General features: G+C 69.7%; 21 protein-coding genes and 4 tRNA genes. 12 read left to right on the top strand and 13 right to left on the bottom strand.

From position 1 onward, the window contains the following. Window positions 1–4: 4 nt before the first annotated feature. The 3 genes from MTO99_RS05695 to MTO99_RS05685 all read right to left on the bottom strand — a co-directional run bounded on the left by MTO99_RS05695 (window position 5) and on the right by MTO99_RS05685 (window position 3,065). Window positions 5–1,210 carry a thiolase family protein gene (locus MTO99_RS05695; protein ID WP_243557689.1) on the bottom strand — a complete coding sequence of 402 codons (1,206 nt, stop codon included), beginning with the start codon at window positions 1,208–1,210 and terminating at the stop codon, window positions 5–7. Between the two features lie 78 nt (window positions 1,211–1,288). Then, window positions 1,289–2,485, bottom strand: coding sequence for a ribonuclease D (locus tag MTO99_RS05690; protein ID WP_243557687.1), 1,197 nt, complete (start codon window positions 2,483–2,485; stop codon window positions 1,289–1,291). Then, window positions 2,478–3,065: a DUF3000 domain-containing protein gene (locus MTO99_RS05685; protein WP_243557686.1), complete on the bottom strand. Its 588-nt coding sequence runs from the start codon at window positions 3,063–3,065 to the stop codon at window positions 2,478–2,480. The genes MTO99_RS05690 and MTO99_RS05685 overlap by 8 nt, the downstream gene beginning before the upstream one ends. Window positions 3,066–3,155: 90 nt before the next feature. Between MTO99_RS05685 and MTO99_RS05680 the strand changes: the two genes are divergently transcribed. Next, a complete protein-coding gene (locus tag MTO99_RS05680) occupies window positions 3,156–4,409 on the top strand; it encodes an alpha/beta hydrolase family protein (protein ID WP_243557684.1) in 1,254 nt (417 codons plus the stop codon). A 5-nt stretch (window positions 4,410–4,414) separates the two neighbouring features. Here MTO99_RS05680 and MTO99_RS05675 read toward each other — a convergent pair whose 3' ends face one another. Both MTO99_RS05675 and MTO99_RS05670 read right to left on the bottom strand, forming a co-directional pair. Next, a complete protein-coding gene (locus MTO99_RS05675) occupies window positions 4,415–4,864 on the bottom strand; it encodes a SufE family protein (protein WP_243557682.1) in 450 nt (149 codons plus the stop codon). Window positions 4,865–4,913: 49 nt separating this feature from the next. After that, window positions 4,914–5,813: a sulfurtransferase gene (locus tag MTO99_RS05670; protein WP_243557680.1), complete on the bottom strand. Its 900-nt coding sequence runs from the start codon at window positions 5,811–5,813 to the stop codon at window positions 4,914–4,916. 139 nt (window positions 5,814–5,952) lie between these two features. Between MTO99_RS05670 and zapE the strand changes: the two genes are divergently transcribed. The 3 genes from zapE (at window position 5,953) to MTO99_RS05655 (ending at window position 9,053) form a co-directional block, all read left to right on the top strand. After that, window positions 5,953–7,008, top strand: coding sequence for a cell division protein ZapE (gene zapE, locus MTO99_RS05665; protein ID WP_243557678.1), 1,056 nt, complete (start codon window positions 5,953–5,955; stop codon window positions 7,006–7,008). A 213-nt stretch (window positions 7,009–7,221) separates the two neighbouring features. Beyond that, window positions 7,222–8,442, top strand: coding sequence for an ammonium transporter (locus tag MTO99_RS05660; protein WP_243557676.1), 1,221 nt, complete (start codon window positions 7,222–7,224; stop codon window positions 8,440–8,442). Between the two features lie 41 nt (window positions 8,443–8,483). Then, window positions 8,484–9,053: a type II toxin-antitoxin system PemK/MazF family toxin gene (locus tag MTO99_RS05655; protein ID WP_243557674.1), complete on the top strand. Its 570-nt coding sequence runs from the start codon at window positions 8,484–8,486 to the stop codon at window positions 9,051–9,053. Window positions 9,054–9,215: 162 nt separating this feature from the next. Here MTO99_RS05655 and MTO99_RS05650 read toward each other — a convergent pair. Further along, window positions 9,216–9,291 (bottom strand) — tRNA-Val (locus MTO99_RS05650). Between the two features lie 319 nt (window positions 9,292–9,610). Between MTO99_RS05650 and MTO99_RS05645 the strand changes: the two genes are divergently transcribed. From MTO99_RS05645 to MTO99_RS05630, 4 genes are all read left to right on the top strand, one after another. Beyond that, a tRNA-Gly gene (locus tag MTO99_RS05645) sits at window positions 9,611–9,683 on the top strand. Window positions 9,684–9,736: 53 nt separating this feature from the next. Further along, window positions 9,737–9,810: transfer RNA gene (locus MTO99_RS05640), tRNA-Cys, on the top strand. A gap of 23 nt (window positions 9,811–9,833) precedes the next feature. Next, a tRNA-Val gene (locus MTO99_RS05635) sits at window positions 9,834–9,908 on the top strand. 125 nt (window positions 9,909–10,033) lie between these two features. After that, on the top strand, window positions 10,034–10,930 hold the full coding sequence (locus MTO99_RS05630) for a hypothetical protein (protein WP_243557672.1): 897 nt from the start codon (window positions 10,034–10,036) through the stop codon (window positions 10,928–10,930). Window positions 10,931–11,040: 110 nt separating this feature from the next. Here the strand turns inward: MTO99_RS05630 and MTO99_RS05625 are convergent, their stop codons facing one another. Beyond that, window positions 11,041–11,832, bottom strand: coding sequence for a DUF3800 domain-containing protein (locus MTO99_RS05625; RefSeq protein ID WP_354002527.1), 792 nt, complete (start codon window positions 11,830–11,832; stop codon window positions 11,041–11,043). A gap of 465 nt (window positions 11,833–12,297) precedes the next feature. After that, on the bottom strand, window positions 12,298–12,453 hold the full coding sequence (locus MTO99_RS05620) for a hypothetical protein (protein ID WP_243557668.1): 156 nt from the start codon (window positions 12,451–12,453) through the stop codon (window positions 12,298–12,300). Window positions 12,454–12,833: 380 nt separating this feature from the next. On the opposite strand from MTO99_RS05620, the gene MTO99_RS05615 reads away from it, so the two are divergent. Beyond that, entirely contained in the window at window positions 12,834–13,952 is a 1,119-nt protein-coding gene (locus MTO99_RS05615; RefSeq protein WP_243557666.1) for an FAD-dependent monooxygenase, read from the top strand. Window positions 13,953–14,111: 159 nt separating this feature from the next. Here the strand turns inward: MTO99_RS05615 and MTO99_RS05610 are convergent, their stop codons facing one another. Further along, window positions 14,112–16,178 (bottom strand): glycosyl hydrolase family 28-related protein, encoded by a 2,067-nt coding sequence (locus MTO99_RS05610; RefSeq protein WP_243557664.1) that lies wholly within the window; start codon window positions 16,176–16,178, stop codon window positions 14,112–14,114. A 352-nt stretch (window positions 16,179–16,530) separates the two neighbouring features. On the opposite strand from MTO99_RS05610, the gene thrS reads away from it, so the two are divergent. Together thrS and MTO99_RS05600 are read left to right on the top strand one after the other, a co-directional pair. Continuing rightward, entirely contained in the window at window positions 16,531–18,477 is a 1,947-nt protein-coding gene (gene thrS, locus MTO99_RS05605; RefSeq protein WP_243558973.1) for a threonine--tRNA ligase, read from the top strand. After that, the gene (locus tag MTO99_RS05600) at window positions 18,474–19,043 is read left to right on the top strand and encodes an HIT family protein (RefSeq protein WP_243557662.1); all 570 of its coding nucleotides are present in this window, start codon (window positions 18,474–18,476) and stop codon (window positions 19,041–19,043) included. The genes thrS and MTO99_RS05600 overlap by 4 nt, the downstream gene beginning before the upstream one ends. 23 nt (window positions 19,044–19,066) lie before the next feature. Here the strand turns inward: MTO99_RS05600 and MTO99_RS05595 are convergent, their stop codons facing one another. Together MTO99_RS05595 and MTO99_RS05590 are read right to left on the bottom strand one after the other, a co-directional pair. Then, a complete protein-coding gene (locus MTO99_RS05595) occupies window positions 19,067–19,717 on the bottom strand; it encodes a response regulator transcription factor (protein WP_243557660.1) in 651 nt (216 codons plus the stop codon). After that, window positions 19,714–20,916, bottom strand: a complete 1,203-nt coding sequence (locus MTO99_RS05590; RefSeq protein WP_243557658.1) for a sensor histidine kinase — start codon at window positions 20,914–20,916, stop codon at window positions 19,714–19,716. Before MTO99_RS05590 ends, MTO99_RS05595 begins: the two co-directional genes overlap by 4 nt. A 145-nt stretch (window positions 20,917–21,061) precedes the next feature. Here MTO99_RS05590 and MTO99_RS05585 point away from each other — a divergent pair, with 145 nt between their 5' ends. Next, a complete protein-coding gene (locus MTO99_RS05585) occupies window positions 21,062–21,538 on the top strand; it encodes a hypothetical protein (RefSeq protein WP_243557656.1) in 477 nt (158 codons plus the stop codon). An 87-nt stretch (window positions 21,539–21,625) separates the two neighbouring features. On the opposite strand, the gene pdxY is transcribed toward MTO99_RS05585, so the two are convergent. After that, complete coding sequence (pdxY, locus tag MTO99_RS05580; RefSeq protein ID WP_243557654.1) at window positions 21,626–22,477, bottom strand: pyridoxal kinase PdxY; 852 nt, start codon at window positions 22,475–22,477, stop codon at window positions 21,626–21,628. 7 nt (window positions 22,478–22,484) lie between these two features. Next, complete coding sequence (locus MTO99_RS05575; protein WP_243557652.1) at window positions 22,485–23,846, bottom strand: aminotransferase class I/II-fold pyridoxal phosphate-dependent enzyme; 1,362 nt, start codon at window positions 23,844–23,846, stop codon at window positions 22,485–22,487. Window positions 23,847–23,939: the final 93 nt, after the last annotated feature.

The raw sequence follows: 23,939 nt of genomic DNA, 5'->3' as shown, positions 1-23,939 counted from the left end.
GCGCTCAACGGCCCTTTCCGTAGTGCTTGTGGTGCGGGTTCTCCCAGATGACCGAACCGCCCTGCCCGAGGCCCACGCACATCGCGGTGAGGCCGTAGCGCACCTCGGGGTGCTGCTGGAACTGGCGGGCGAGCTGCGTCATGAGGCGAACGCCCGACGCGGCGAGCGGGTGGCCGATCGCGATCGCACCGCCCCACGGGTTCACGCGGGGGTCGTCGTCGGCGATGCCGAAGTGGTCGAGGAAGCTCAGCACCTGCACGGCGAACGCCTCGTTCAGCTCGAACAGGCCGATGTCGTCGATCTTCAGCCCCGCGTTCTTCAGTGCGCGCTCGGTCGAGGGGATCGGGCCGATGCCCATCACCTCGGGCTCGACGCCGGCGAAGCCGAAGCTGACCATGCGCATCTTGGCGGTCAGGCCCAGCTCCTTGACGGCGGTGCCGCTGGCGAGGATCGCGGCGGTCGCGCCGTCGGTCAGCGGGGATGCGTTGCCCGCGGTCACCCGGCCATGCGGGCGGAACGGCGTCTTCAGGGTCGCGAGGCCCTCGAGCGTGGTCTCGGGGCGGCGGCCCTCGTCCTCGGTGGCGAGGCCCCAGCCCTGCTCGGAGCGGATCGCAACCGGGACGAGATCGGGCTGGATGTCGCCGCGGTCGTAGGCGGCCTGCACCTTCTGCTGGCTCAGCATGCCGAAGCGGTCGCTGCGCTCCTTGGTGAGCTCGGGGAACCGGTCGTGCAGCCGCTCGGCGGTGTTGCCCATATTGAGCGCGTCGGGGGCGACGAGCTTCTCGGCGACGAATCGGGGGTTGGGGTCGGCGCCCTCGCCCATCGGGTGATGGCCCATGTGCTCGACGCCGCCGGCGATGACGACGTCGTACTGGCCGAACGCGATGCCGGACCCGGAGGTCGTCACCGCGGTCATCGCGCCCGCGCACATGCGGTCGATCGCGTACCCGGGGGTGGTCATCGGCAGGCCCGCGAGGATCGCCGCCGAGCGGCCGAGGGTCAGACCCTGGTCGCCGGTCTGCGTCGTCGCAGCGACCGCGACCTCGTCGACCCGCTCCTTCGGCAGGTTGGGGTTTCGCTCGAGGAGACCCGAGATCGCCTTGACCACGAGGTCGTCGGCCCGGGTGTTCCAGTACATGCCCTTTTCGCCGGCCCGCCCGAACGGGGTTCGGACCCCGTCGACGAATACGACGTCAGCTCGTTCAGCCACGCTGCAGCTCCCTTTCGGATGAGGATCCCCACGATCCTACGGACGGGGCTTGAAGCGGCCTGAATCGCTTGCCGGATCCTACGAAGCGGCGCCCGTCGCGTCTTCCACCGATTGTGCGGCGGTCACAAACGCGTCGGCGATAATCTGTGCGGTCGCGTCAATCTGCCAGGGTCGCGCGCCGAGGTCGGCGAGGGCGGTTCGGATGGCTCCGACGGATCCGTCGGCCGGCGGCTTCCACGCGACGCGGCGCAGATGATCGGGGGTCAGGAGGTTCTCGACGGGCATGCCGAACCGCTCGGCCGCGTCGGCCACGGCCTGCTTCGCCACCCGCAGGCGGGCATCGGCGTCGGGATGCCTCGCGGCCCACGCGCGGGGCGGGGGCAGTGCATCGCTCGGAACCCGCACCGGCGGGAGATCCGCCGTGTGCAACCCCTCGTCGACCGCCGCCCACCAGCGGTCGAGCTCGGAGCGGCTGGCTCGGCCGGTGAACTCCTTCAGGTCGGCGAGTGCGCGGCGGGTACCCGGGAGGTTGCGGGCGACGGCGACGATCGAGGCATCCGGTACCAGCCGGCCCGGTGCGATGTCGAGTTCGACCGCGCGCGCGTCCCGGGCGAGCCAGAGCGAGCGCGCGACCGCCAGGTTGCGACCCGACCGCAGGGCATGGATGCCCGAGAGCCGTCGCCACGGATCGGCGGCCTGCGGTTTGGGCTCGCGGTGCAGGACGGCGTCGAACTCCTGCGCAGCGAGCTCGTGCTTGCCGGCGTCGGCGAGCCGTTCGCCGAGCTGATCGCGCAGGTCGATCAGGAGCTCGACGTCGAGGGCGGCGTAGGTGAGCCAGGGCTGGGGGAGCGGCCTGGTCGACCAGTCGGCGGCCGAGTGCTCTTTCGCGAGCTTCACGCCCAGCAACTCCTCGACCACCGACGCCAGTCCGACCCGTGGCATCCCGAGCAGCCTGGCCGCGAGCTCCGTGTCGAAGATGCTCGACGGGTCGAGCCCGACCTCGCGCAGGCAGGCCAGATCCTGGCTGGCGGCGTGCAGCACCCATTCCTCGCCGCCGACCGCATCGGCCAGGGGAGCGAAGTCGGCGATCTCGGTGGGGTCGAACAGGAAGGTGCCCGCGCCGCGGCGGAACATCTGGATGAGGTAGGCACGCTGCGAGTAGCGGAAGCCGCTGGCACGCTCGGCGTCGACGCCGACCGGTCCGGCACCGTCGGCCAATTGCGCCACGGCATCGGCGAACGCGTCATCCGACGCGATCACCCGGAATTCAGCCACGTTTCCTCCGTCTGGGTAGGGTGGCCACCCCTTCCGAGCGGGGTGGGAGCCCCGCGAGCATGCACAGGAGCTCGCTCCAGCCTTCCACATGCGGCGCGATCTCGGCGTCCAGCGGCGACCATGACGCCCGAAGCTCGAGCTGCGCGCCGTCGGACTGACGCGCGAGTTCGCCGTATCCCGTCGAGAGGATCTTCGTCGCCGTGCCCGACGCGGCGATGTAGCGGGCGCCCCGCGCATCGAGCGCGTCGACGAGCCACGACCAGGCCACGTCGGCGAGGAACGGGTCGAGCCCGATGTCGGTTTCGAGCGGTGCCTGCGCGAAGCACACGACGCGGAACCGCCCGCCCCACGCCTCCTGCCCCTCGGGATCGTGCAGCAGCACGAACCGCCCGGTGCCGAGGTCCGAATCCGCTCCGTGCCCCGACAACGAGACATCGGCCGCGAGAGCCACCGCATTCGGGGCGAGCGAACCCGGCGCGGGGATCTCCTCGACGCGCAGTTCGGGCCGCGGTGCGGCCGCACGGAGGGACGTGAGTGCGGCCTCGAACTCGCGGGACTGGGGTGTCGCTCGGTCGGGCACGTGTGCAGACTAGAGTCTCGGTCGAGACGAGCAGACGCGGCGCGCCGGGTCGACTCGATGCGATGGCCGACCAGGGGAGAGCGGATCCGGATGACACGCTGGAGCGCCCCGCGCGGGCGCGAGGTCGAGACGCGTTCGGTCGTGGCGACGGCTGCCGCCGCGACCGGCCTCGTGATCGCGGCGGTCGCCGTGGCGACCGCCGCCGCCGCGGCCGTCGTCACCGTCGTCATGGCCAGACGGGTGGTGACGCCGGTCGCGGTGCGCGAGGAAGACGAACGCATCCTGTCGGTCGACCTCGCGGGCGGTGAGATCCGCCTCGAGTCGAATCCCGAGTCCGCGATGTCGGGCCGGTACGGATTCTGGTTCGATCGCGAATCGGGACACGCCCGGCTCGGCGACGTGCTGGCCGATGACGGCCGAACCGTGCGCCGCGCGGTGACCGCGGTCGACTTCGGCCGGCTCGAGCGCGCCCGCCGCGGCCGGATGAACGGCTGGTACTACCTCGGCCCGTGGGAACTCGGACACCCCTACGAGAACGTCGTCGTCGAAACCGCACTCGGGCCGGCGCCGGCCTGGCACATCCCGGCCGATGCGCCGACCCCGAACTCGAACTGGGTCGTGCAGGTGCACGGCCGCGGCGCGAAGCGACACGAAGCGCTCCGCGCGGTCGACACGGCACGCGAGGCGGGGTGGGACTCGCTGCTCGTCTCGTACCGCAACGACGGTGAAGCCCCCGACAGCGTCGACCGCCGGTACGGTCTCGGCGGCACCGAGTGGGCCGACGTCGTCGCCGCCGCCCGGTACGCGGTCGAGCACGGCGCCGACCGCATCGTGCTCATGGGATGGTCGATGGGCGGGGCGATCTCGCTCCAGGCCGTGCTGCGTTCCGACGAGGTGCGCGAGCGCCTCGTCGGCATCGTGCTGGACTCGCCGGCGATCGACTGGAGCGACATCCTGCGGTTCCAGGGGCGCGCGATCGGCCTGCCGCACCCGATCGGCGATCTCACGACCCGACTGCTCGGCACCGATGCCGCGATCGGGCTCACCGGCCTCGCCGCGCCGATCGACCTCGAGGGCCTCGACGTGGTGGCGCGCGCCGACGAGTTCGACGTGCCGATCCTGCTCATGCACAGCGTCGACGACGGGTTCGTGCCGATCGACGGCTCACGCCGGCTCGCGGCCGCCCGGCCCGACCTCGTCGACTTCGAGGAGTTCGAAGGCGCCCGGCACACGAAACTCTGGAACCACGACCCCGAACGCTGGACGTCAGCGCTGCGGCGGTTCCTCGACGGGCGAGCGGACGCGCTGCCGACCGACGACCTCACCGACGAGATCGTCGGCTGAATCGGTCACGCGGCGGCGGCCCGCTCGCCGACCTGACGCCTCACCCGCGCGAGCATGCCGGTCATGCCGCGCACGCGCAGCGGCGAGACGGCCGCGGCCAGCCCGAGCGACTGCGGATAATCGGCGGGCACGGCCAGCACCTCGTCGACGGTGAGCCCGTCGAGCGCCTGGACCAGGATCGAGGCGAACCCGCGCGTCGTGGGAGCCTCGGACGGCGCCGTGGCGAACACGTGCACCCGGTCGTCGACGACCTCGACGAAGATGAACACCGGCGACTGGCACTCGAGCACCCGCTCGAACAGGTCGGGGTGATCACGGTAGCGTTCGGGCAGCTCGGGCAGCTCGTTCGAGAACTCGAGCAGCAGCTGCAAGCGCTCGCGGACCTCGAGCGCGAGGAACTCGTCGCGGACCTCGGTGAGCGAGGCGGGCAGCGTGACATCCGACGTGGCATCCATCAGGTCGATTCTCCCATGCATGCCGCCGCCCGCCCGCGCACCGACCGGGTCAACGCGCCGGAACCTCGCCGCGTTCGGTGCCGGTGACGATCGGCACGCGCACCGCGCTGCCCCACTCCGTCCACGAACCGTCGTAGTTGCGCACCTTGTCGAACCCGAGCAGGTGCGTGAGCACGAACCAGGTGTGGCTCGACCGCTCGCCGATGCGGCAGTACGCGATCACCTCGTCGCCGTCTTCCAGGCCGACCTCGTCGCGGTAGATCGCGTCCAGGTCGGCGCGGGTCTTGAAGGTGCCGTCGCCGGCGGCGGCGCGCGCCCACGGCACGGATGCCGCGGTGGGGATGTGGCCCGCGCGCAGCGTGCCTTCCTCGGGGTAGGCGGGGGCGGTGGTGCGCTCGCCCGAGTACTCCTCGGGGGAGCGGACGTCGATGAGTGGGTTGCCGAGGTGAGCGAGCACGTCCTCCTTGTAGGCGCGGATCGCGGCGTCGTCGCGCTCGACCACGGGGTACTCGACGGGCGCGATCTCGGGCACCTCGGTGGTGATGGGTCGGCCTTCGGCGATCCACAGGTCGCGGCCGCCGTCGAGGAGGCGAACATCCTCATGGCCGAACAGCGTGAACACCCAGAGCGCGTACGCCGCCCACCAGTTGTTCTTGTCGCCGTAGATGACGACCGTCGTGTCGCGGGCGATGCCCTTCGAACCCAGCAGCGCGGCGAACTGCTCGCCCGACAGGTAGTCGCGCACGACGGGGTCGTTGAGGTCGGTGTGCCAGTCGATCTTCACCGCCCCGGGGATGTGGCCGGTCTCGTACAGCAGAACGTCCTCGTCGGACTCGACCACCACGAGGCCCGGGGTGCCGAGTCGCTCGGCGAGCCACTCGGTGCTGACGAGACGTTCGGGGTGGGCGTACTCGGTGAACTTGGCGGCGGTATCGAACTCGACGGACATGGCTCCTCCTGGGAATCGCCCGGATGATCGGGAAGTTCGGAGCGGACTAGGCTGGGTCCGTCCCCCTCAGAATCTACGCGGCGCTCCGGTCGTCGTCACCGGTATCGTCACGCGCTGCAACACGGGAGTCCTCGACCATATGAGCTCATCAGCGGCCGCCGGCCCGATCCGCCTCGTCGACCGCGATCCGGCGATCAGCGCCGCAGAGCTCGCGAGCGAGCTCACCCCGCCGCCGCAGTTCGAGCATGCGTCGTTCGACTCGTATCGGCCCGACCCCGACTTCCCCTCGCAGCAGGCCGCGCTCGACCGGCTGAAGGAGTTCGCGGGCGCCTGGCGAGCCGCCCAGCGACCCGGCGGATTCTTCTCGCGCCGGCGGCCGACCCGCATCGAACTGCCGGGCGTCTACCTCGACGGCGGCTTCGGCGTCGGCAAGACCCACCTGCTCGCCGCGCTCTGGCACGTCGCGAGCGGGCCGAAGTACTTCGGCACGTTCATCGAGTACACCGCCCTCGTCGGCGCGCTCGGGTACGCGGGCGCGCTGCAGCTGCTGCGCGGTGCGCGGCTCATCTGCATCGACGAATTCGAACTGGACGACCCGGGCGACACCATGCTCATGACGCGTCTGCTCGGCGAGCTCATGGCGAGCGGCACGCGCGTGGCCGCGACGAGCAACACCCCGCCGAACGCGCTCGGCGAGGGGCGGTTCGCCGCCGCGGACTTCCTCCGCGAGATCCACGCGCTCAGCTCGAACTTCGAGACCCTGCGCATCGACGGCCTCGACTACCGCCGGCGCGACACCGACGGCCGCGCCGCGGTCGTCGAGGGCGACGGGGGAGTCGAGCGCATGGCGGCCTCGCTCGCCGCGCGCGGGCACCGGGTCTCACTCGACGGGTTCGACGCGCTCGTCGCACACCTCGCCACGGTGCATCCATCGAAGTACGTGAAGCTCATCGACGGGATCGAGATCATCGCGCTCGAGGGCGTGCGCGAACTGCACGACCAGAACGCGGCGCTCCGACTCGTCGCGTTCATCGACCGCGTCTACGACGCGGAAGTGCCCATCATCCAGAACGGCGTGCCGCTCGACGGCGTGTTCGACGACGAGATGATGGCCGGCGGCTACCGCAAGAAGTACCTGCGGGCGATGAGCCGCATGATCGCGCTCACGACCGGCGAGCTGCCGCCGCACGACTGAGCGCCGCGGCATCCGCAATCTCCTCCCACCGGATTCCCGGCCGATCCTGCGCGCTCGGAAACAGACTCGTTACACGACGTCGTTTCTCGTAACCGACCGGAAACGATCGAAGCATCCTCGCCGAAACCTCACCGGCCCATTCTGAACCCGTACCCGAGACCGGCTCCGGCCCTCGAGTACGCCCCCTGCAGAACTCGAGGTGTGAGGAAAACAATGGATACCGGAAGCATCGCATGGGCGATCACTGCAACGGCGCTCGTGCTGTTCATGACGCCCGGTCTCGCCTTCTTCTACGGCGGACTCGTCAAGGCCAAGAGCGTCGTCAGCATGATGATGATGAGCTTCGGCGCCCTCGCGCTGGTCGGCGTGCTCTGGGTGCTCTACGGCTTCAACATGAGCGCCGTCGGCAGCACCTGGGAGTTCGCGGGCAACCCGTTCTCGGACTTCGCACTCGGTTCGCTCGCGACCGGTGAGACCGCGAACACCGACCTCATCGGCGTCGCGTTCGGCGCGACCTTCGCCATCATCACCGTCGCCCTCATCTCGGGCGCGATCGCCGACCGGGCCAAGTTCGGTTCGTGGATGATCTTCGCGGGCGTCTGGGCCACGCTCGTCTACTTCCCCGTCGCGGCCTGGGTCTGGGGCGGCGGCTGGATCCTCAACCTCGGTGAGACGCTCGGTCTTCCGGCCGTCATCGACTACGCGGGCGGCACCGCGGTGCACATCAACGCGGGTGCTGCGGCCCTCGCCCTCGCGATCGTGCTCGGCAAGCGCGTCGGCTTCCAGAAGGGCATGGACAAGCCCCACAACGTGCCCCTGACCCTGCTCGGCGCCTCGGTGCTGTGGTTCGGCTGGTTCGGCTTCAACGCCGGCGCGGAGTTCCTCAACGAGCTGGCCAACACCGGTCTCATCGTGCTCAACACCCTCGGCGCGACCGCTGCGGCCATCATCGGCTGGCTGGTCGTCGAGAAGCTGAAGGACGGCAAGCCCACCGCCGTCGGCGCAGCTTCGGGCGCCGTCGCGGGCCTCGTCGCGATCACCCCGTCGTGTGCGAACCTCGAGCCCGGCTGGGCGCTGCTGCTGGGCGTCATCGCAGGTGCGATCAGCGCGCTCGCGGTGGAGCTCAAGTTCAAGCTCGGCTTCGACGACTCGCTCGACGTCGTCGGCATCCACCTCGTCGCCGGCTTCATCGGCACGCTGTACCTGGGCTTCTTCGCGATCGACACCGGCCTGTTCACCGGCGGTGACCTCGGTCAGCTCGCCGTGCAGTCGATCGCCGCGTTCGCGGTGGCGATCTACTCCTTCGTGATCGCCTTCGTGCTCGGGTTCGCGATCGAGAAGACGATCGGCTTCCGCGTCAAGAACGAGGACGAGATCGCCGGCATCGACACCGTCGTGCACGGCGAGGAGGGCTACCAGCTCGAGACGGTGTAAACGTCCCGACACCGCGAGGGCGGTGAGGATAGGGTGCCGGTGTGCCAGACACCAGCCGCTTCCTCACCGCCCTTCGTCGTGTCATCCGTTCGGTTCCCGGGGTGCGGGCCGGTGGCAGCGCTGCGACGGATGCCTCGGCCCGCGACCGTGCGCGGAGCGCTTCGCCGGCGGTGCTCGACGAGGAGACCCTGCCCGGGCAGACCGGGCCGGACGCGACCGTTGAGGTCGACCCGCACCGGCTGCGCGGTGTGCGCCTGACGTACGCGCCCGCCGACGACGACGAGCCCGACCCCGGCGAGGTCGTCTGGACCTGGGTGCCGTACGCCGAGCGAGACGGGCGCGGCAAGGATCGCCCGGTCGTCGTGGTCGCCGCGAACCGCACCGGCGACTTCCTCGCGGTGGAGCTCACGAGCAAGCCGCACGACGGCGACCCCGACTACGTCGCGCTCGGCGCCGGCGCGTGGGACTCGGCGGGGCGCCCGAGCTGGGCCCGTGTCGACCGGGTGTTCCGGGTGCGTACGGGCGGCATGCGACGCGAGGCATCCGCCCTCGACAGCGCACGCTATGCGCAGCTCGGCCGGGCGCTCCAGGCGCGATACGGCTGGAAGTGAGGGCCCTGCGCAGAGACGGGCACCGGGCGCTCGCGAGCGTGTCCGTTCGCGCCGACGGTTTCCGGTGAACCGGACGCCCTCGGTGCGAACGGAAACATTCGGCGAGGGGCGGCACGCGGCAGCGACGACGAAGGCCCCGGCGTGATGCCGGGGCCTTCGTGATGGTGGGCGATGCCGGGCTCGAACCGACGACCTCTTCCGTGTGAAGGAAGCGCGCTACCAGCTGCGCCAATCGCCCATCAGGATTCGCGGCCGACTCACGTCGACCGCCTGAACGATCGTAGCCGATCGCGAGGGCCGAATGCACATCGAGGAAGCCTCGCGTCCCGCGCCCCCGACGATGTACGCAATTCAGGATGGCGCACGGCGTGTCGGCCGCAGTCAGCCGCCGGTGCCCGCGCGACACGCCTCCGCACCTGAATTGCGTACCGGGCGACACGCCCGGGTGATGGGGGCGAAAGCTCGGATGACCGGGCCGAAGACCCGGTGAGTCGGCCTCGGTTTGTGATTCGTGCGCCTGATCCGTTAGAGTCACTACGTCGCAAGCGAGCGACAACGCGGATGTGGCGCAGTTGGTAGCGCATCACCTTGCCAAGGTGAGGGTCGCGAGTTCGAGTCTCGTCATCCGCTCTGATCAGCAGGGGCGCAAGCCCCTTCTGTTCGTTGGTGGTGAACCCTAACGCGGTGGATTGGCCGAGAGGCGAGGCAGCGGCCTGCAAAGCCGTATACACGGGTTCGAATCCCGTATCCACCTCCAAACCGATCCTCGCAGTCGGTTTTGGGCGATTGGCGCAGCGGTAGCGCGCTTCCCTGACACGGAAGAGGTCACTGGTTCGATCCCAGTATCGCCCACCACGAGAAAATGCAGGTCAGGCCGGGTTTCCCGGCCTGACCCTTTTTCATTTGTGCCCACTAGGTGCACGTCTTGCACGGCTTTCCATCTCCGCGCATCGCTGCCAGACTCGGCCCTGGGGGCAATCATGGTGAGCAAGAAGGACGAGTTCGAGTATCAGACCGTTCGCAGGATGAAAGATCTTCAGCGGTACCTCGAGAAGGGGTGGGAGCTGGTCGAGTCATCCGGTAAAGAGAACTGGGTCTGGGGGTCGGACTACAAGGCTTTGCTCCGGCGTCCGAATCCGAAGTACGTCGGTTCAGCCAGCAGGACCGGCCCGCAGCCCAGGTCTGCGCCGACGCTTCCGCCGGGCGAACCCGTCGCGGCAGTGGCGGCGACTGTGCCGCCTGCCGGGCCGGAGGCGAGTCCTCTCTCATCTCCATCGTCGACGAGCCAGCCTCCTGCAGCCACTACAGGCCCGCAGAAGCCCTGGTACATGAAGTGGTGGGTGTGGGCGATCGGTGTCTTCCTGCTCATCGGCGTCATTGGATACGCGTTCGGCGGAGGCCGTGACGGAACTCCGGCGGCAACTTCTACCCCGACACCCTCGCCAAAGGCGAGCGAAGCGGAGACAGAATCGCCGGCATCGCCGGCTCCTGAGCCATCGCCCGCGGCCGCCGTGGTCGCTACGAACGAAGAGGTCGTAAGTGCGTTCCAGGGCTATCTCAGCGAGCGCGCAAGCGCTGGCGTTGTGATTGCGAAGGCCGTGTCGAGTGTGACGTTCGACGCCGGTGTGGTGCGCGTCGTCTTCGACCCCGCTCTCGCAGGGCTTGACACGGTGACGTTCCAGTCGCTCAGCCCCTTTGACAACCTCGCAGAGTTCGCCGGAACTCCCATCGCGTTCGCGGACGACGAGGTCCAGCATCTCCGAACTGCTGTGACCTCGGTCGAGACCTTACTCGTGGACGGAGCAAGCCTCGGAACACTCACATCGGCCGAGCTGTACAAGATCGGTACGGGAAGCGAGTTGCCCGCGGGCGGGTGAGCCGCAGCCGCGGCTCAACCGTCGAGTGTGTCGGCGACCCCAGCGGCTGATGAGACGACGAACGCCCCCTCCAGATCGTCAGGCGCCCGGCGTCGGCATCTCAGCCGTGTTCACGCGGTGACGCCCGCGGCAGGTGGGTTGAGCCCGTCGTCTGACGTGTAGGGGTAGTGGTGGAAGGGGAGCGGGTAGCCAGCTGCCTGCATCACCTTCGTGAAGGTATCCTCGCCGAGAACGTGAAGGTAGAGATTCGTGAGTTCATCGGGGAAGAGTTTGAGGCCGGTTCCGCCGATAGTGCCGTAGTAGTTGCGGTGGAAGAGGCCGCGCAGGATCGGGATCAGCTCCATGCCGTACCGGTTCCCCGCGACGGCGGCGACGGTCGCGCCCGTCACGAGGTCAGCGAGTTGAAGGTGTTCATGGTGGTGTGACGGTGCAGTGAGCACCGGGAGCACGATCGCGTCGGGCTTTACGTAGCTCGTTCCGTAGTTGGTCATCGAGAGCGTTCTCGCGATCCACGTGTCCTCTTGCTGGTGGCCGCCGCCCGGCTTGTCGAACACGAGGACGCCGAGTTCATTCCGGAGTGCGCCGGTGATCCGCTCGTATAGGTACTCCAGAACCTTTGCCTCGGCTTTCTCATCCTGCAGCGTCGTACGGCCCAAGTCCCACACGACGACCACCGCGCTCGCCTCGTGCTGGATCGCCAACTCGATCATGCGGCGCCGGACCAGGTCTTGGAGCCCCGCCTCGTTTCGCTGCTTGAAGTAGTTGGGCGTGGGCATCGACCATTTGAACTCGACGTTCGCCGGGATGCCGTGCTCCGTGCGGAGCGCCTTCATGGACGAGCTGAATGGCCGCAACTGGCTCTCAGGGAAGATGACCGCCCCCAACCCAAGCAGTTTCCCCATGCCGGTTCGCAGACCGGCCTGTTTGGTGTCATCCCCGAACGCAACTCGCATGTTTCACCTCTCTGTCGAACGGTCTCCGCGGCTCTCCCATCGAGTCTGGCAAGTCGTGCTGACACTCGCGGTCTCGAATCACCCTGCGGCGAGGAGAGCCACCTGATCGAGCGCCAAGTGCACCCACGGGCGCGTGTTGGGTGCTGTCCCCTACGGCAGCGCACCCCAGCCGATCGGGCCGTCGAGCTCGCTCGCGCCGCGTCGGGCGATCCCGAGGTGACGGCGCACGCTTGCACGCGCTTGGTCGCGGCAAGTGGCATCTTCTGCCCATCAGGCAGCTACAGCGTGCCTCGGTGATCACGCGGTGACGGTGCGCGTCTTCCTCCGGCGAGATGAGCCCCCACCCGTGACGCCAGTTCTCGGGGCCGTGCAGCCCGTGCAGCGTGCCTTCGTGGTCGATCATCAGGCGCTCGCTCATCTACGTTCCTCCCATCGGTCCAACCGCGCGAGCAGCAGACGGGTCTGAGTCTCGACCGCGGCGGCGAGCCGGTTGAGGGCGGCGCCGACATGATCGCCTCGAGCGTTCCCAGGCGGCGCGTCGTCGTCCTCGAACGGCGTGTTCGCGAGCATCGCGTCGGCCTCCTCGATGACCGCGCGGGCGAGTTCGTCTCTCGCCTGCGAGGACGACGGCGCGGCGGACGTGGATCACACCCTTCTTCACCTCGATGTCTCCTCGGCGAAGCTCGGCCAGCTTGCCGAACCGGAGCGCGCACCACGTCGCGAGTTCGATCATGAGTTCGGGCGTGTCAGTGCTCGCCGATCCAGCCGGAGAGGTGCCAAGCGTCGCGGACCATACCGAACCCCGTTTCACCCGTCATTCCGCGGTCAGATCAAGATCCCATCCACACTTTCTTGCCTATAGCCCGGTTCCCGCGTGCCCGACCGCTCGGACCTCCGGAACATTCCGGTGTCTGGGAGACTCGAGCCGAACAAGCGAACAGGGGAGTCGAATGCGGGTGGCGGTGATCGGTGCCGGAATCGGTGGGCTGACGGTCGCGGCGGGGCTGAGCGCGGACGGGCATGAGGTCGTCGTCTACGAGCGCCGCGACGAGCCGGGCGCGGTCGGGGCGGGGCTGACCCTGTTCGGCAATGCCTTCGGCGCGCTCGATGCAATCGGGCTGGGCGACACGGTGCGTCAGGCCAGCAGCGATGCGATCGCTCGGATGCGGGCGGGGCAGCGCACGCCCTCAGGCGACTGGCTCGTGTCGATGCCGTCTTCGGCGGTGTCGACGCTGCGCAGCCTGCACCGAACCGAGTTGCATCGCGTCCTCGTGGCTGCCCTGCCCACCGAGAGTCTCCGCCTCGGACAGCGCGCCGTGGTCTCAGGAGACGGCCGGCCGGTGGTGACCGTGGCCGGCGGCGAGGAGGGGTTCGATCTCGTGGTCGCCGCCGACGGGCTGCGCAGCGAGGCCCGTGCTCACCTCGGTCTGGACCGCGGCCTTCGTTACGCCGGGTACACCGCCTGGCGCGGGATCACGGCCGCGGGAGTCGACGTCCAGGGCGAAGCCGGAGAGACCTGGGGGCGCGGGCGCATCTTCGGCATCGTGCCGCTGCCGGACGATCGGGTCTACTGGTTCGCCACCGAATCCTCGCCCGCGGGCCGGCGGGCGGGTGATGAGCAGGCCGCGGTGCGCGAGCGGTTCGGCGACTGGCACGCGCCGATCCGGGCGTGCATCGACGCGACGCCCGCAGGTGCGGTGCTCCGTCACGACATCTTCGAGCTCGCTCGGCCCCCCGTCGCGTTCACGAAGGGCCGGACGGTGCTGCTCGGTGACGCCGCGCACGGCATGACGCCCAATCTGGGGCAGGGCGCGGGGCAAGCCATCGAGGATGCCGCCACCCTGACACTGCTGCTCCGGAGCGGCGATCCGGACGCGGCGCTGTCCAGGTACGACGACCTGCGGACGAAACGGACCCGGGCCATCTGGCGACGGTCGCGTCAGATGGGGAAGGTGGCCCAAGCCTCCCGGCCGCTCGCCGCGGGCGTCCGGGATGCGTTCCTGCGGGCGACACCGCCCGCGATCGTGGGGCGGGCGACACAGCGTCTCCAGCGGTGGACCGCGCCGTAGCGTGCCGCGTCTCGGACGGACTCGGGCGGGCGCGGCGGCCGGAGCCGCACACGCCCGCCCGGGGCATCCGTCACCTGCGCTGCATCCGGTGGCGACGCATCCGGTGGCGACGCATCCGGAACCGACGCATCCGGAACCGACGCATCCGTCCTGCTCGGCTCAGGGCTGCACCCAGGGCGACGGAGCGGGCGGAGCCGTGAGCGGCGGCCGGTCGTTGCAGGTGATGAGGTTGGGCAGGTAGGGCGCGAGCCACGGCGTGCCGAGGTGGTACTCGTTGGCGTCGACGCCGTCGTTGCCGCCCAGGTCCTGCAGTGTGAACTCCGAGCCGTTCACCCAGTCCCAGTTGAATGCGCCGCAGTTGTTCACGCCCCAGTGGCCGACGTTGCGCACGTCGACGTTCTCGAAGGTCGCGGAGCCGGCCGTGCGCGCGCTGACCACGTTCGTGCCGACGCCGTCGACCCGCAGGTCGCGGAAGTGCAGGTTCTCGATGCGGTACGCGTCCTTCACGCCCCACTCCGTGACGAGCATGATCGCGCTGTACGTGCTGTCGAGGAAGTGGTCGCCCGTGATCTGGATGTCGGCGCCGTCGATCGACCGGTCGAGCGCGTAGAACCAGAGCGCGCCGAGGCCGATGTTCCAGTTCAGGTCGAGCGTGCTCGCGCGCACCGTGGTGTTGTCGGCGACCGAGACGGTACCGGCGAACGGTTCGGCTCCGAAGCGCGACCCGAGGTGGATGCCGCTGCCCTCGCGGATCGGATCGGCGACCAGGTTGCCCGACACCGTGAGGTCGGTGCCGCCGTAGATGGCGATGCCGTTCGCGAGCGTGGGGGTCTGCACGGTGTTGCGGCTGAAGGTGTTGCCCGCATTGGTCACGCCTTCGGCCCACATGGCGAGCCCGTCGTCGCCCGTATTGCGCACGAACGTGTGCTCGACGCGCGAGTTCGTCACGCCGGTGTGGAAGTTCAGGCCGTCGGCGATCTGGTCGACCACGCGCAGGTTGCGCACCACGGTGTTGTTCATCGGTCCGTCGAACCAGAGCCCGACCTTGGTGTGCTCGATGTGCAGGTCCTCGATGACCGAGTCGCTCATCGCGCCGCCGATGCCGTTCACCTGGTCGGTGTCGATCCGCTCGCGCACGTCGCCGCGGATCGTGAAGCCCGAGAGGCGCACGTTGCGGCTGCCGCCCTCGGCGGCCGGCTTGCCGTAGAACCCGACGCCGGTGTGCACCGACCCGTCGGGTGCGGGCGTGCCGAGCGCGACCTCGCTGCCCCGGATCACCGTGTACCACGCGCCGGCGCCCTCGATCGTGACGTCGTCGACGATGATGTGCCGGTTCACCTGGTAGACGCCCGGCGGCACGTAGACGGGCAGCTTCAGCTTCTTCGCGGCGGCGATGGCCTTGTCGAACGCGTTCGCCGAGTCCCTCTTGCCGAGCGGGTCGGCGCCGAAGAGCAGCACGTTGGCCGCGATGAGCTTGATATGGGGGAGCCCGACCTGCTCGGTGTCGAGCAGATCGATGGTGGTCAGGTCGGCGGCGGCGCCGCGCGGCACGGTGAGCCGGATGACATCACCCGCCCGGTAGGTCTTGCCGAGCAGCAGTCGCTGCTCGTCGTAGAAGTGCATGGGTCGGAACGGCGCCGTCACCTCGTAGCCCTCGCCGGGCACGCAGCCGCACTCGGCGAGCCACCAGTCGGGGTGCAGCAGGCCCGCGTTCGGGTCGTTCGTGAACGGGTACTGGTTGTACAGCCACGAGTACTGGCTCGTGAGCGTCACCGTGCGCTTGTCCTTGCCGTTCACGGTCACCTCGAGCGGCGAGGTGATGCCGCCGCCGTTCGGCGCGTCGGGGATGCTGTACCGCACGGTGATGGCGTTCGTCTTGGCGGGCAGGGTGAACTCGACCCACTGGGTGGGGGCGAGCTGCACCGCGCTGCGACCGGATGCCTCGGCCGCGAGCGTGTAGGCGTCGCGGCTCGGCGCGAGCACGGTGCCGTTGGTGCGGGCGTGCTCGGCCTCCTGCTCGAGGAACGGCACGTCGGCGCCGCGCCCGGCCACGAGCGCCGGGTCGATCGCGGTTCGGGTGACGACCGGCGCGGGCGCGGCGGGTGCCGCGGCGGCGGGCAGGGCGGGCACCAGCAGCCCGCCCGTCGCGATGAGGGCGACGGCCAGCGCGGTCGGTCGTGGGATGAGGCGGCGGCCGGGCCGCGCCTCGGAGTTCGGGGATGTCATCGTCGACGGGTCCTCTCGATCAGCACCAGTGGATCCCTCGCGCCAGCGCGATTGCACCTGACGGTAGGGGTGGGCTCGAGGCATCCACAAGGCTTCGTGGCGAACTGTCGGAGAATTGCTCAGTTCTTGCGAAAGCGAGCGGAAGCCAGCGCAAGCGGGGCGCAAGTCGGGGTGCAAGCGGATGATTCGGGGCCGGCGCTTGGGCGGCGGTGCAACGATCGGCGGGCTCGTCCCAGCGGACTACAGTTGAGAAGTCTGGATTAGCTAGATATTTTCGACAGTTTCCTCACAACAAGGAGTGGATCAGGTGGCCGACGGGTTCGAGCTCTTCACCGACCGATCCGTTGTCGCGATGCGCGTCAACGGCGAGCTCAAGGACCTGGCCACGACGGTCACGGACTCCGACGTGGTCGAGCCGGTCACGATCGATTCACCCGACGGGCTGAACATCCTGCGGCACTCGACCGCGCACGTGCTCGCCCAGGCGGTGCAGGCGATCAACCCCGAGGCCAAGCTCGGCATCGGCCCGCCCGTCACCGACGGCTTCTACTACGACTTCGACGTCGCCGACGCGTTCAGCACCGACGACCTGAAGGCGCTCGACAAAGAGATGGCGCGCATCGTGCGCGCCGGGCAGCGCTTCGTGCGCCGGGTCGTCACCGATGATGAGGCGCGCGCCGAGCTGGCATCCGAGCCCTACAAGCTCGAGCTCATCGGGCTGAAGGGCTCCGCGGGGCACGGCGAGGGCAGCGGAGACGACCACGAGTCGGTCGAGGTGGGAGCCGGCGAACTCACCATCTACGACAACGTCGACCCGAAGACCGGCGAGACCGTCTGGAAGGACCTCTGCCGCGGCCCGCACCTGCCGAACACCCGCATGATCGGCAACGGCTGGGCGCTGCAGCGCGTGGCCGGTGCGTACTGGCGCGGCAGCGAGAAGAATCCGCAGCTCCAGCGCATCTACGGCACCGCGTGGCCCACCAAGGACGAGCTGCGCGCCTACCAGCACCGGCTCGAGGAGGCCGCCAAGCGCGACCACCGCAAGCTCGGCCGCGAACTCGATCTGTTCTCGTTCCCCGACGAGATCGGCTCGGGCCTGTCGGTCTGGCACCCGAAGGGCGGCATCGTGCGGGGCGAGATGGAGCAGCACGCTCGCCGGCGGCACATCGGCGCCGGGTACACCTACGTGTACACGCCGCACATCTCGAAGGAAGACCTCTTCCGCACCTCGAACCACCTCGTCACGTACAAGGAGGGCATGTTCCCGCCGATCGTGATGGACGAGGAGCGCGACGCCGAGGGCAACATCACCAAGCAGGGCCAGGACTACTACCTGAAACCCATGAACTGCCCGATGCACATCCTCATCTACAAGGAGCGCGCGCGCAGCTACCGCGACCTGCCCATGCGGCTCGCCGAGAACGGCACCGTGTACCGCAACGAGCTCTCGGGCGCCCTGCACGGCCTCACCCGCGTGCGCGGCTTCACCCAGGACGACTCGCACCTGTTCGTGACGTCCGAGCAACTCGAGGAGGAGGCGACCCGGGTGCTCGAGTTCGTCATCTCGATGCTGCGGGACTTCGGCCTCGAGGACTTCGAGCTCGAGCTCTCGATGAAGGATGACGAGAAGTCGAAGTGGATCGGCTCCGACGAGTTCTGGGAGTACTCGACGAACGCGCTGCGCAACGTCGCGGTGGCGAGCGGCCTGAAGCTCACCGAGGTGCCCGGCGAAGCCGCGTTCTACGGACCCAAGATCGACCTCAAGACGCGTGACGCGATCGGCCGCACCTGGCAGCTGTCGACGGTGCAGGTCGACCCGAACCTGCCCGAGCGGTTCGGTCTCGAGTACACCGGCGCCGACGGCGAGAAGCACCGTCCGATCATGATCCACCGGGCGCTGTTCGGTTCGATCGAGCGGTTCTTCGCGATCCTGCTCGAGCACTACGCCGGGGTGTTCCCGGTGTGGCTCGCGCCGGTGCAGGTCGTGGGCATCCCCGTCGCCGACGAGTACGCGCCCTACCTCGGTGCGATCATCGAGCAGCTGAAGGGCGAGGGCGTACGCGCCGAGCTCGACACCAGCGACGACCGCATGCAGAAGAAGATCCGCACGCACACCACGCAGAAGGTGCCGTTCCAGCTCATCGCGGGCGAGAACGACCGCAGCGCGGAGACGGTCAGCTTCCGGTTCCGCGACGGTTCGCAGGAGAACGGCGTGCCGATCGCGGATGCGATCGCCAAGGTCCGCGAGGCGATCGCGGACCACCGTCAGGTGATCACGCGGGACGACCTGTTCGCATGAGCAATTACGGCGCCGACGAGTTCGAAGGCATTCAGACGGATGTCTCGTCGGAGCTCGCGGGCGTGCCCGACGCCTTCCAGCGACTGTGGACCCCGCACCGGCTGGTCTACATCCAGGACGGCCAGCAACCGGACGAGCACTCCTGCCCGTTCTGCCGTGCGCCCGAGCTGAGCGACGAGCAGTCGCTCATCGTCGCGCGCGGCGAGCACGCGTACGTGCTGCTGAACCTGTACCCGTACAACAGCGGCCACCTGCTTGTGTGCCCGTACCGGCACATCGCGACCTACGACCAGGCGACCCCCGAGGAGGTCGCCGAGATCGGCGAGCTCACGCAGACGGCGATGCGGGTCGTGCAGGATGTCTCGCGCTGCGACGGCTTCAACATCGGCATGAACCAGGGGCGGATCGCGGGAGCCGGCATCGCCGAGCACCTGCACCAGCACATCGTGCCGCGGTGGGCGCTCGACGCGAACTTCTTCCCGATCATCGCCAAGACGAAGGCGCTGCCGCGCCTGCTCGGCGAGGTCAGGCAGGAGATCGCCGACGCCTGGCCCGCGTCAGCGTGACCGCGGGCTCAGATCGGGCTGACTCAGATCCAGCCCTGCTGCCACGCCTTCTCGGCGGCCTCATGGCGTGACGACGCGTCGAGCTTCGTCATCGCCGACGAAAGGTAGTTCCGCACCGTCCCCTGGGCCAGATGCAGACGTTCGGCGATCTGCTGCACGCTGAGCGTGGAGCGGCTGAAGCGCAACGCATCGAGTTCGCGATCGGTGAGCGGGCACCGTTCGGCGGTGAGGGCGGCCGCCGCGATCTCGGGGTCGATGTAGCGTCGGCCGTCGGCGACATCGCGGATGACGTCAGCGAGACTCTCGGCCGGCGTCGACTTCGGCACGAACCCCGACACCTTGGCCGCCAGTGCCCTGCGGAGCACGCCCGGTCGGGCGTGGCGGGTGACGACGACCACACGAGTGGGCAGCGTGGCGAGGATGCGCGACGCTGCTTCGACGCCGTCGGCACCGGGCATCTCAAGGTCGAGCAGGCAGACGTCGGGGCGCGACGCGATCGCCTGTTCGACGGCTGCCGGACCGGTATCGGCGGTGGCGACGACCTCGATGTCGGGCTCGAGGTCGAGCAGGGCGACGAGGGCCCCGCGGATGAGATGCTCGTCGTCGGCGATCAGCAAACGGATCGGGGGCGTCGTCGCGCCGCCGTCGGATCGGTCATCGACGGCGGCGCTCACGCGTTCGCCTCCGACGCCACGGGCGCGGCGGCGACGAGGCGGAACACCCCGGTCGATGCATCCAGGCTCGTGTCCAGCGCGCCGCCGATCGCGGCCAATCGCTCCCGCAGCCCAGCGAGCCCCGACCCGTCGGCTCGGCCGGCGGTCGCCGCCGTCCGGTCGGTGACGCCGTCGTTGGTGATGCGCAACTCGTACCCCGCCCCCTTCGCGGCGAACTCGATCGTCACCGTCGTGGCCTCGCTGTGACGCAGGATGTTCGTCGTCGCCTCGCGCATCACCGAGCCGAGCGCCCGCTGCGAGGCAGCGTCGGGCGGCACCGGACCGAGCCGCAGTGTGCAATCGGCGCCGGCGGCCGCGAGCACCTCGCGAGCGTTCTCCAACTCGTCGTCGAACGCGACCTGGCGATAGCCGGCCACGAGCGAGCGGGTCTCCTCGAGCGCCTCCTTCGCGATCTGCCGGGTCTCGTGCACGAGCTCGCGCGCGCGTGCCGGGTCGCGTTCGAGCAGCCGCTCGGCGAGCTCGGACTTCAGCGAGATCACCTGCAGATGGTGACCCTGGATGTCGTGCAGGTCGGATGCGAAGCGAAGCCGCTCCTGGGTCACGGCGAGTTCTGCTGCGGTGCGGCGCGTGCGGTCGAGCCGCACGACGACCTCCCACCACCAGAGGCTCGTGAGCGACATGAACGGCAACAGGAACGCGAAGAACGCGATCATCCAGTCCGACGAACCCTCGGCCGGCCGCGTCGCTGAGGTGCCCTGCAGCCAGCCGGCGAGCGCGACCTGGCCGATCGTCGCGAGGAGGCCGATGAGCAGCAGCGTCCACCGGCGCGGGCGGGGCAGGAGCGGGGCGATGAGGGTCGCAGCGGCCCAGAGCGGTACGGCGGTGGGAAGCGCAGGGCCCGGAGCCGCGAGGCCGACGATCCACACCAGCGCGGCCGGTGCGACGAGCGCCACCGTCCACGCATTGCGCGGCAGTCCACCGCCGCGGCCGACCCGGAGGAACCAGCAGTACCGAAGCTGCGTCGCCGTCGCGACGAGCTGCAGGACGAGCGCTGTGAGCGCCAGCGGCTCGAGCGTATCGAGGTACGACTCGAAGATGGCGAGCGCCACGATGAGGTCGAAGAACCCGTAGAAGAAGACGATCGACGCGAGCGTGTACAACCAGGTCGCGGTGACGCTGCGGGCGGGCTCGGCGGACATGGCTTCGAGCATATGGCAGTGACATTCGTCACGGTTCGGGGTGCGGAATCGCACCCGATGCACTGACATCGCGGCACTGCCGCGGGGCGGCGGCGGTGACGAGGCTGGATGCACCACCTCACCGATCCGACTCGAAAGGCCGACCATGCTCGACGCGCTCCAGGACTTCGCCACCTCGTTCCCCACCTACCTCCAGTGGCTCGGGGTGACGCTCGTGGCCGCCATCCCGTTCGTGGAGTCCTACTTCGGTTCGGTGGTGGGCGTGCTCATCGGGCTGCCGCCGGCGGTCGCGATCGGTGTCGCCGTCATCGGCAACATCGTCTCGATGCTCGTGTTCGTGCTCACCGCGCACCGAGTGCGCACGAAGGTCGCCGCCGGCAAGCAGTCGGCGCCGGTCGAATCGCCGCGACGGGCGAAGCTGCGTCGTGCGTTCGACCGCTACGGCGTGGCGGGCGTCAGCATCGTCGGTCAGACGATCCTGCCGAGCCAGATCACCTCGGCCGCGATGGTGTCGTTCGGCGCGAACCGCAACACCGTCATCCTCTGGCAGATCGTGTCGATCGTGCTCTGGGGGCTGGTGTTCGGGGTTCTCGCCACGCTCGGTGTCTCGCTCACGCGCTGAGCGCAGGCGGCCGCACCGACGTGCGGCGAGCGGGACCGGAGGCTCCGGCTGGTTGCGACCGGCCGGGGCCTCCGCTGTCGCGTCGGCTCAGCGCACCTGGCGCACGGTGAACTGCAGGCGCGGGTCGGCGTAGGCCTCCTGCGACTCGACCAGCTGAAGTTCGCGTTCGCCCGAGGCGTGCGTGCGCTCGAGCAGATCGAACACGCTCGACGTCGTGCGGGCGAGCGCATCGGCGGCATCGCCGGTGCGGCGGTAGTGCGCGGTGAACAGCGCGGCCGTGACATCCCCGGAGCCGTTCGCCTTCATCGGGATGAGCGGCGTCTGCACGATCCACGCGCCCGCATCGTCGACGGCGAGCATCTCGATCGTGCCCTCCTCGCGGTCGGGGCGCTCGACGCTCGTGACGAGCACCGTGCGGGGGCCGGACGCCCGCACCAGGTCGACCGACGCGAGCGTCGACTCGAGCGTGTCGGGGGAGGTGTCCGTCAGGTAGCCCAGCTCGAACTGGTTCGGCGTGATCACGTCGGCCCGAGGCACGACCCGGTCGCGCAGCAGCACGGGGATCGCCGGCGCCACGAAGCATCCGCTCTTCGCGTTGCCCATCACCGGGTCGCAGGAGTAGATGGCCGACGGATTGGCCGCCTTGATACGCGCGACCGCGTCGAGGATGACATCGCCGATGCCCTCTCCGCCCTGGTAGCCGCTCAGCACGACGTCGATCTGCGGGAAGACGCCGCGCTCCTCGATGCCCGTGATCACCGCGGCCACATCGTCGGGGCTGATCAGCGGCCCGCGCCACGCGCCGTAGCCCGTGTGGTTCGAGAAGTTCACGGTGTAGACGGGCAGCACCTCGACGCCGATGCGCTGCAGGGGGAACACGGCCGCGGAGTTGCCGACATGCCCGTAGGCGACCGCCGACTGGATGGAGAGGATCTTCACCGATCGATCATCCCACTCCGGCGGCGACGAGCCGTCCGCCCGCGGCGCGCACCGCGGCCGCGATGTCGGCGGCGAGTCGATCGGCGTCGGCGTCGGCCAGGTCGTGCACGGTGAGCCGCAGCCGGCGGGCCGCGGGTGCGTCGGTGGCTTCGTCGAGGGCGAACGCGTCGCCCGCCCGTGCCAGCCAGCCGCGGCGCATGAGCTGCTCGGACACGTCGCGCGCGGGCACCGGCAGCGCGACCCAGAGGTTCAGCCCATCGCCGGCCTCGGTCGGCACGCCGAGCGCGGTGAGCCGCTCGGCGAACGCGTGATTGCGGTCGGCGTAGTGGGCCCCGGCGGCCTCGATGCCGGTGACGACGTCGGGGTTCGTGACGAGGGCGAGCACGAGCCGCTGCAGCAGATGGCTGACCCACGTGGTGCCGGGGCTCAGCCGCATCGCGAGCCGGTCGGCCGTCTCGGGGTCGGAGGCCGTGACCGCCAGGCACATGTCTGGGCCGAGGAACTTCGACACCGAGCGCACGAGCGCGAACCGGCGGTGCTCGGGGCCGATGAGCGAGTGGAACGGACGGCGCGACAGCATCGAGAAGTGGTCGTCCTCGATGACGAGCACATACGGGTGGGCGCGCAGGACGGCCCGCAGGTCGCGTGCCCTCCGTTCGGTGAGGCTGGCACCGGTCGGGTTCTGCGCACGCGGCGTGCACACGACCGCACGCACGCCCTGCTCGAGCGCCGAGCGCAGCCCGTCGACCGTCATGCCCTCGTCGTCGACCGGCACCGGCACCGCGCGGTACCCGCCGACGCGGACCGTGTGGATGCTGGTCAGGAAGCAGGGGTCTTCGAGGGCGACCGCGTCGTCGCGCACGAGTGCTTGGGCGAGCAACCGCTCGACCGCGTCGGCTGCGCCGCTCGTGATCGTGAGTCGCACCTCGGCGGGTGCGAGGTCGGCGCCCATCCAGGCGCCCGCCCACTCCTCGAGGCCGGGGTCGACGACCGGTTCGCCGTACAGCACGGGGCGGCCCGCCACGCTGGCCAGGGCGAGCGACGGATCGGGGATGAGGTCGGGGTCGGGGTTGCCGGTCGCGACGTCGCGCAGCACGCTGTCGGCAGCGAAGCCCTCCTGCGCGACGGTCGTGTGGTCGGCGACGTGCGTGCCGCCGCGGCCGCGCGTGACGACCAGGCCGGCGAGGGTGAGCTGGCGGTAGGCGGCCACGGCGGTGTTGCGGTTCACGCCCAGCGTCTCGGCGAGGGCGCGCACGGGGGGCAGCGGCTCGCCCGGCGGCAGCTCGCCGCGCTCGATGAGCGCGCGCACGCTGGCGGCGATCTCGGCGGCCGATCGGCCCGAGATCTGGAGGGTGACATCACGTTCCATGGCAGCTCCGAGTGTAGGCCCGGTCCATGCTACATTTTGGCCTAGGCCAAGCATCCCCGTTGTCTCCGCGCCTTCTCGCGTGCCACGACCCCT

Origin of the sequence: Agromyces larvae (genome assembly GCF_022811705.1) — a bacterium.
Classification (GTDB): domain Bacteria; phylum Actinomycetota; class Actinomycetes; order Actinomycetales; family Microbacteriaceae; genus Agromyces; species Agromyces larvae.
This window is presented reverse-complemented; position numbering and strand designations above follow the sequence as displayed.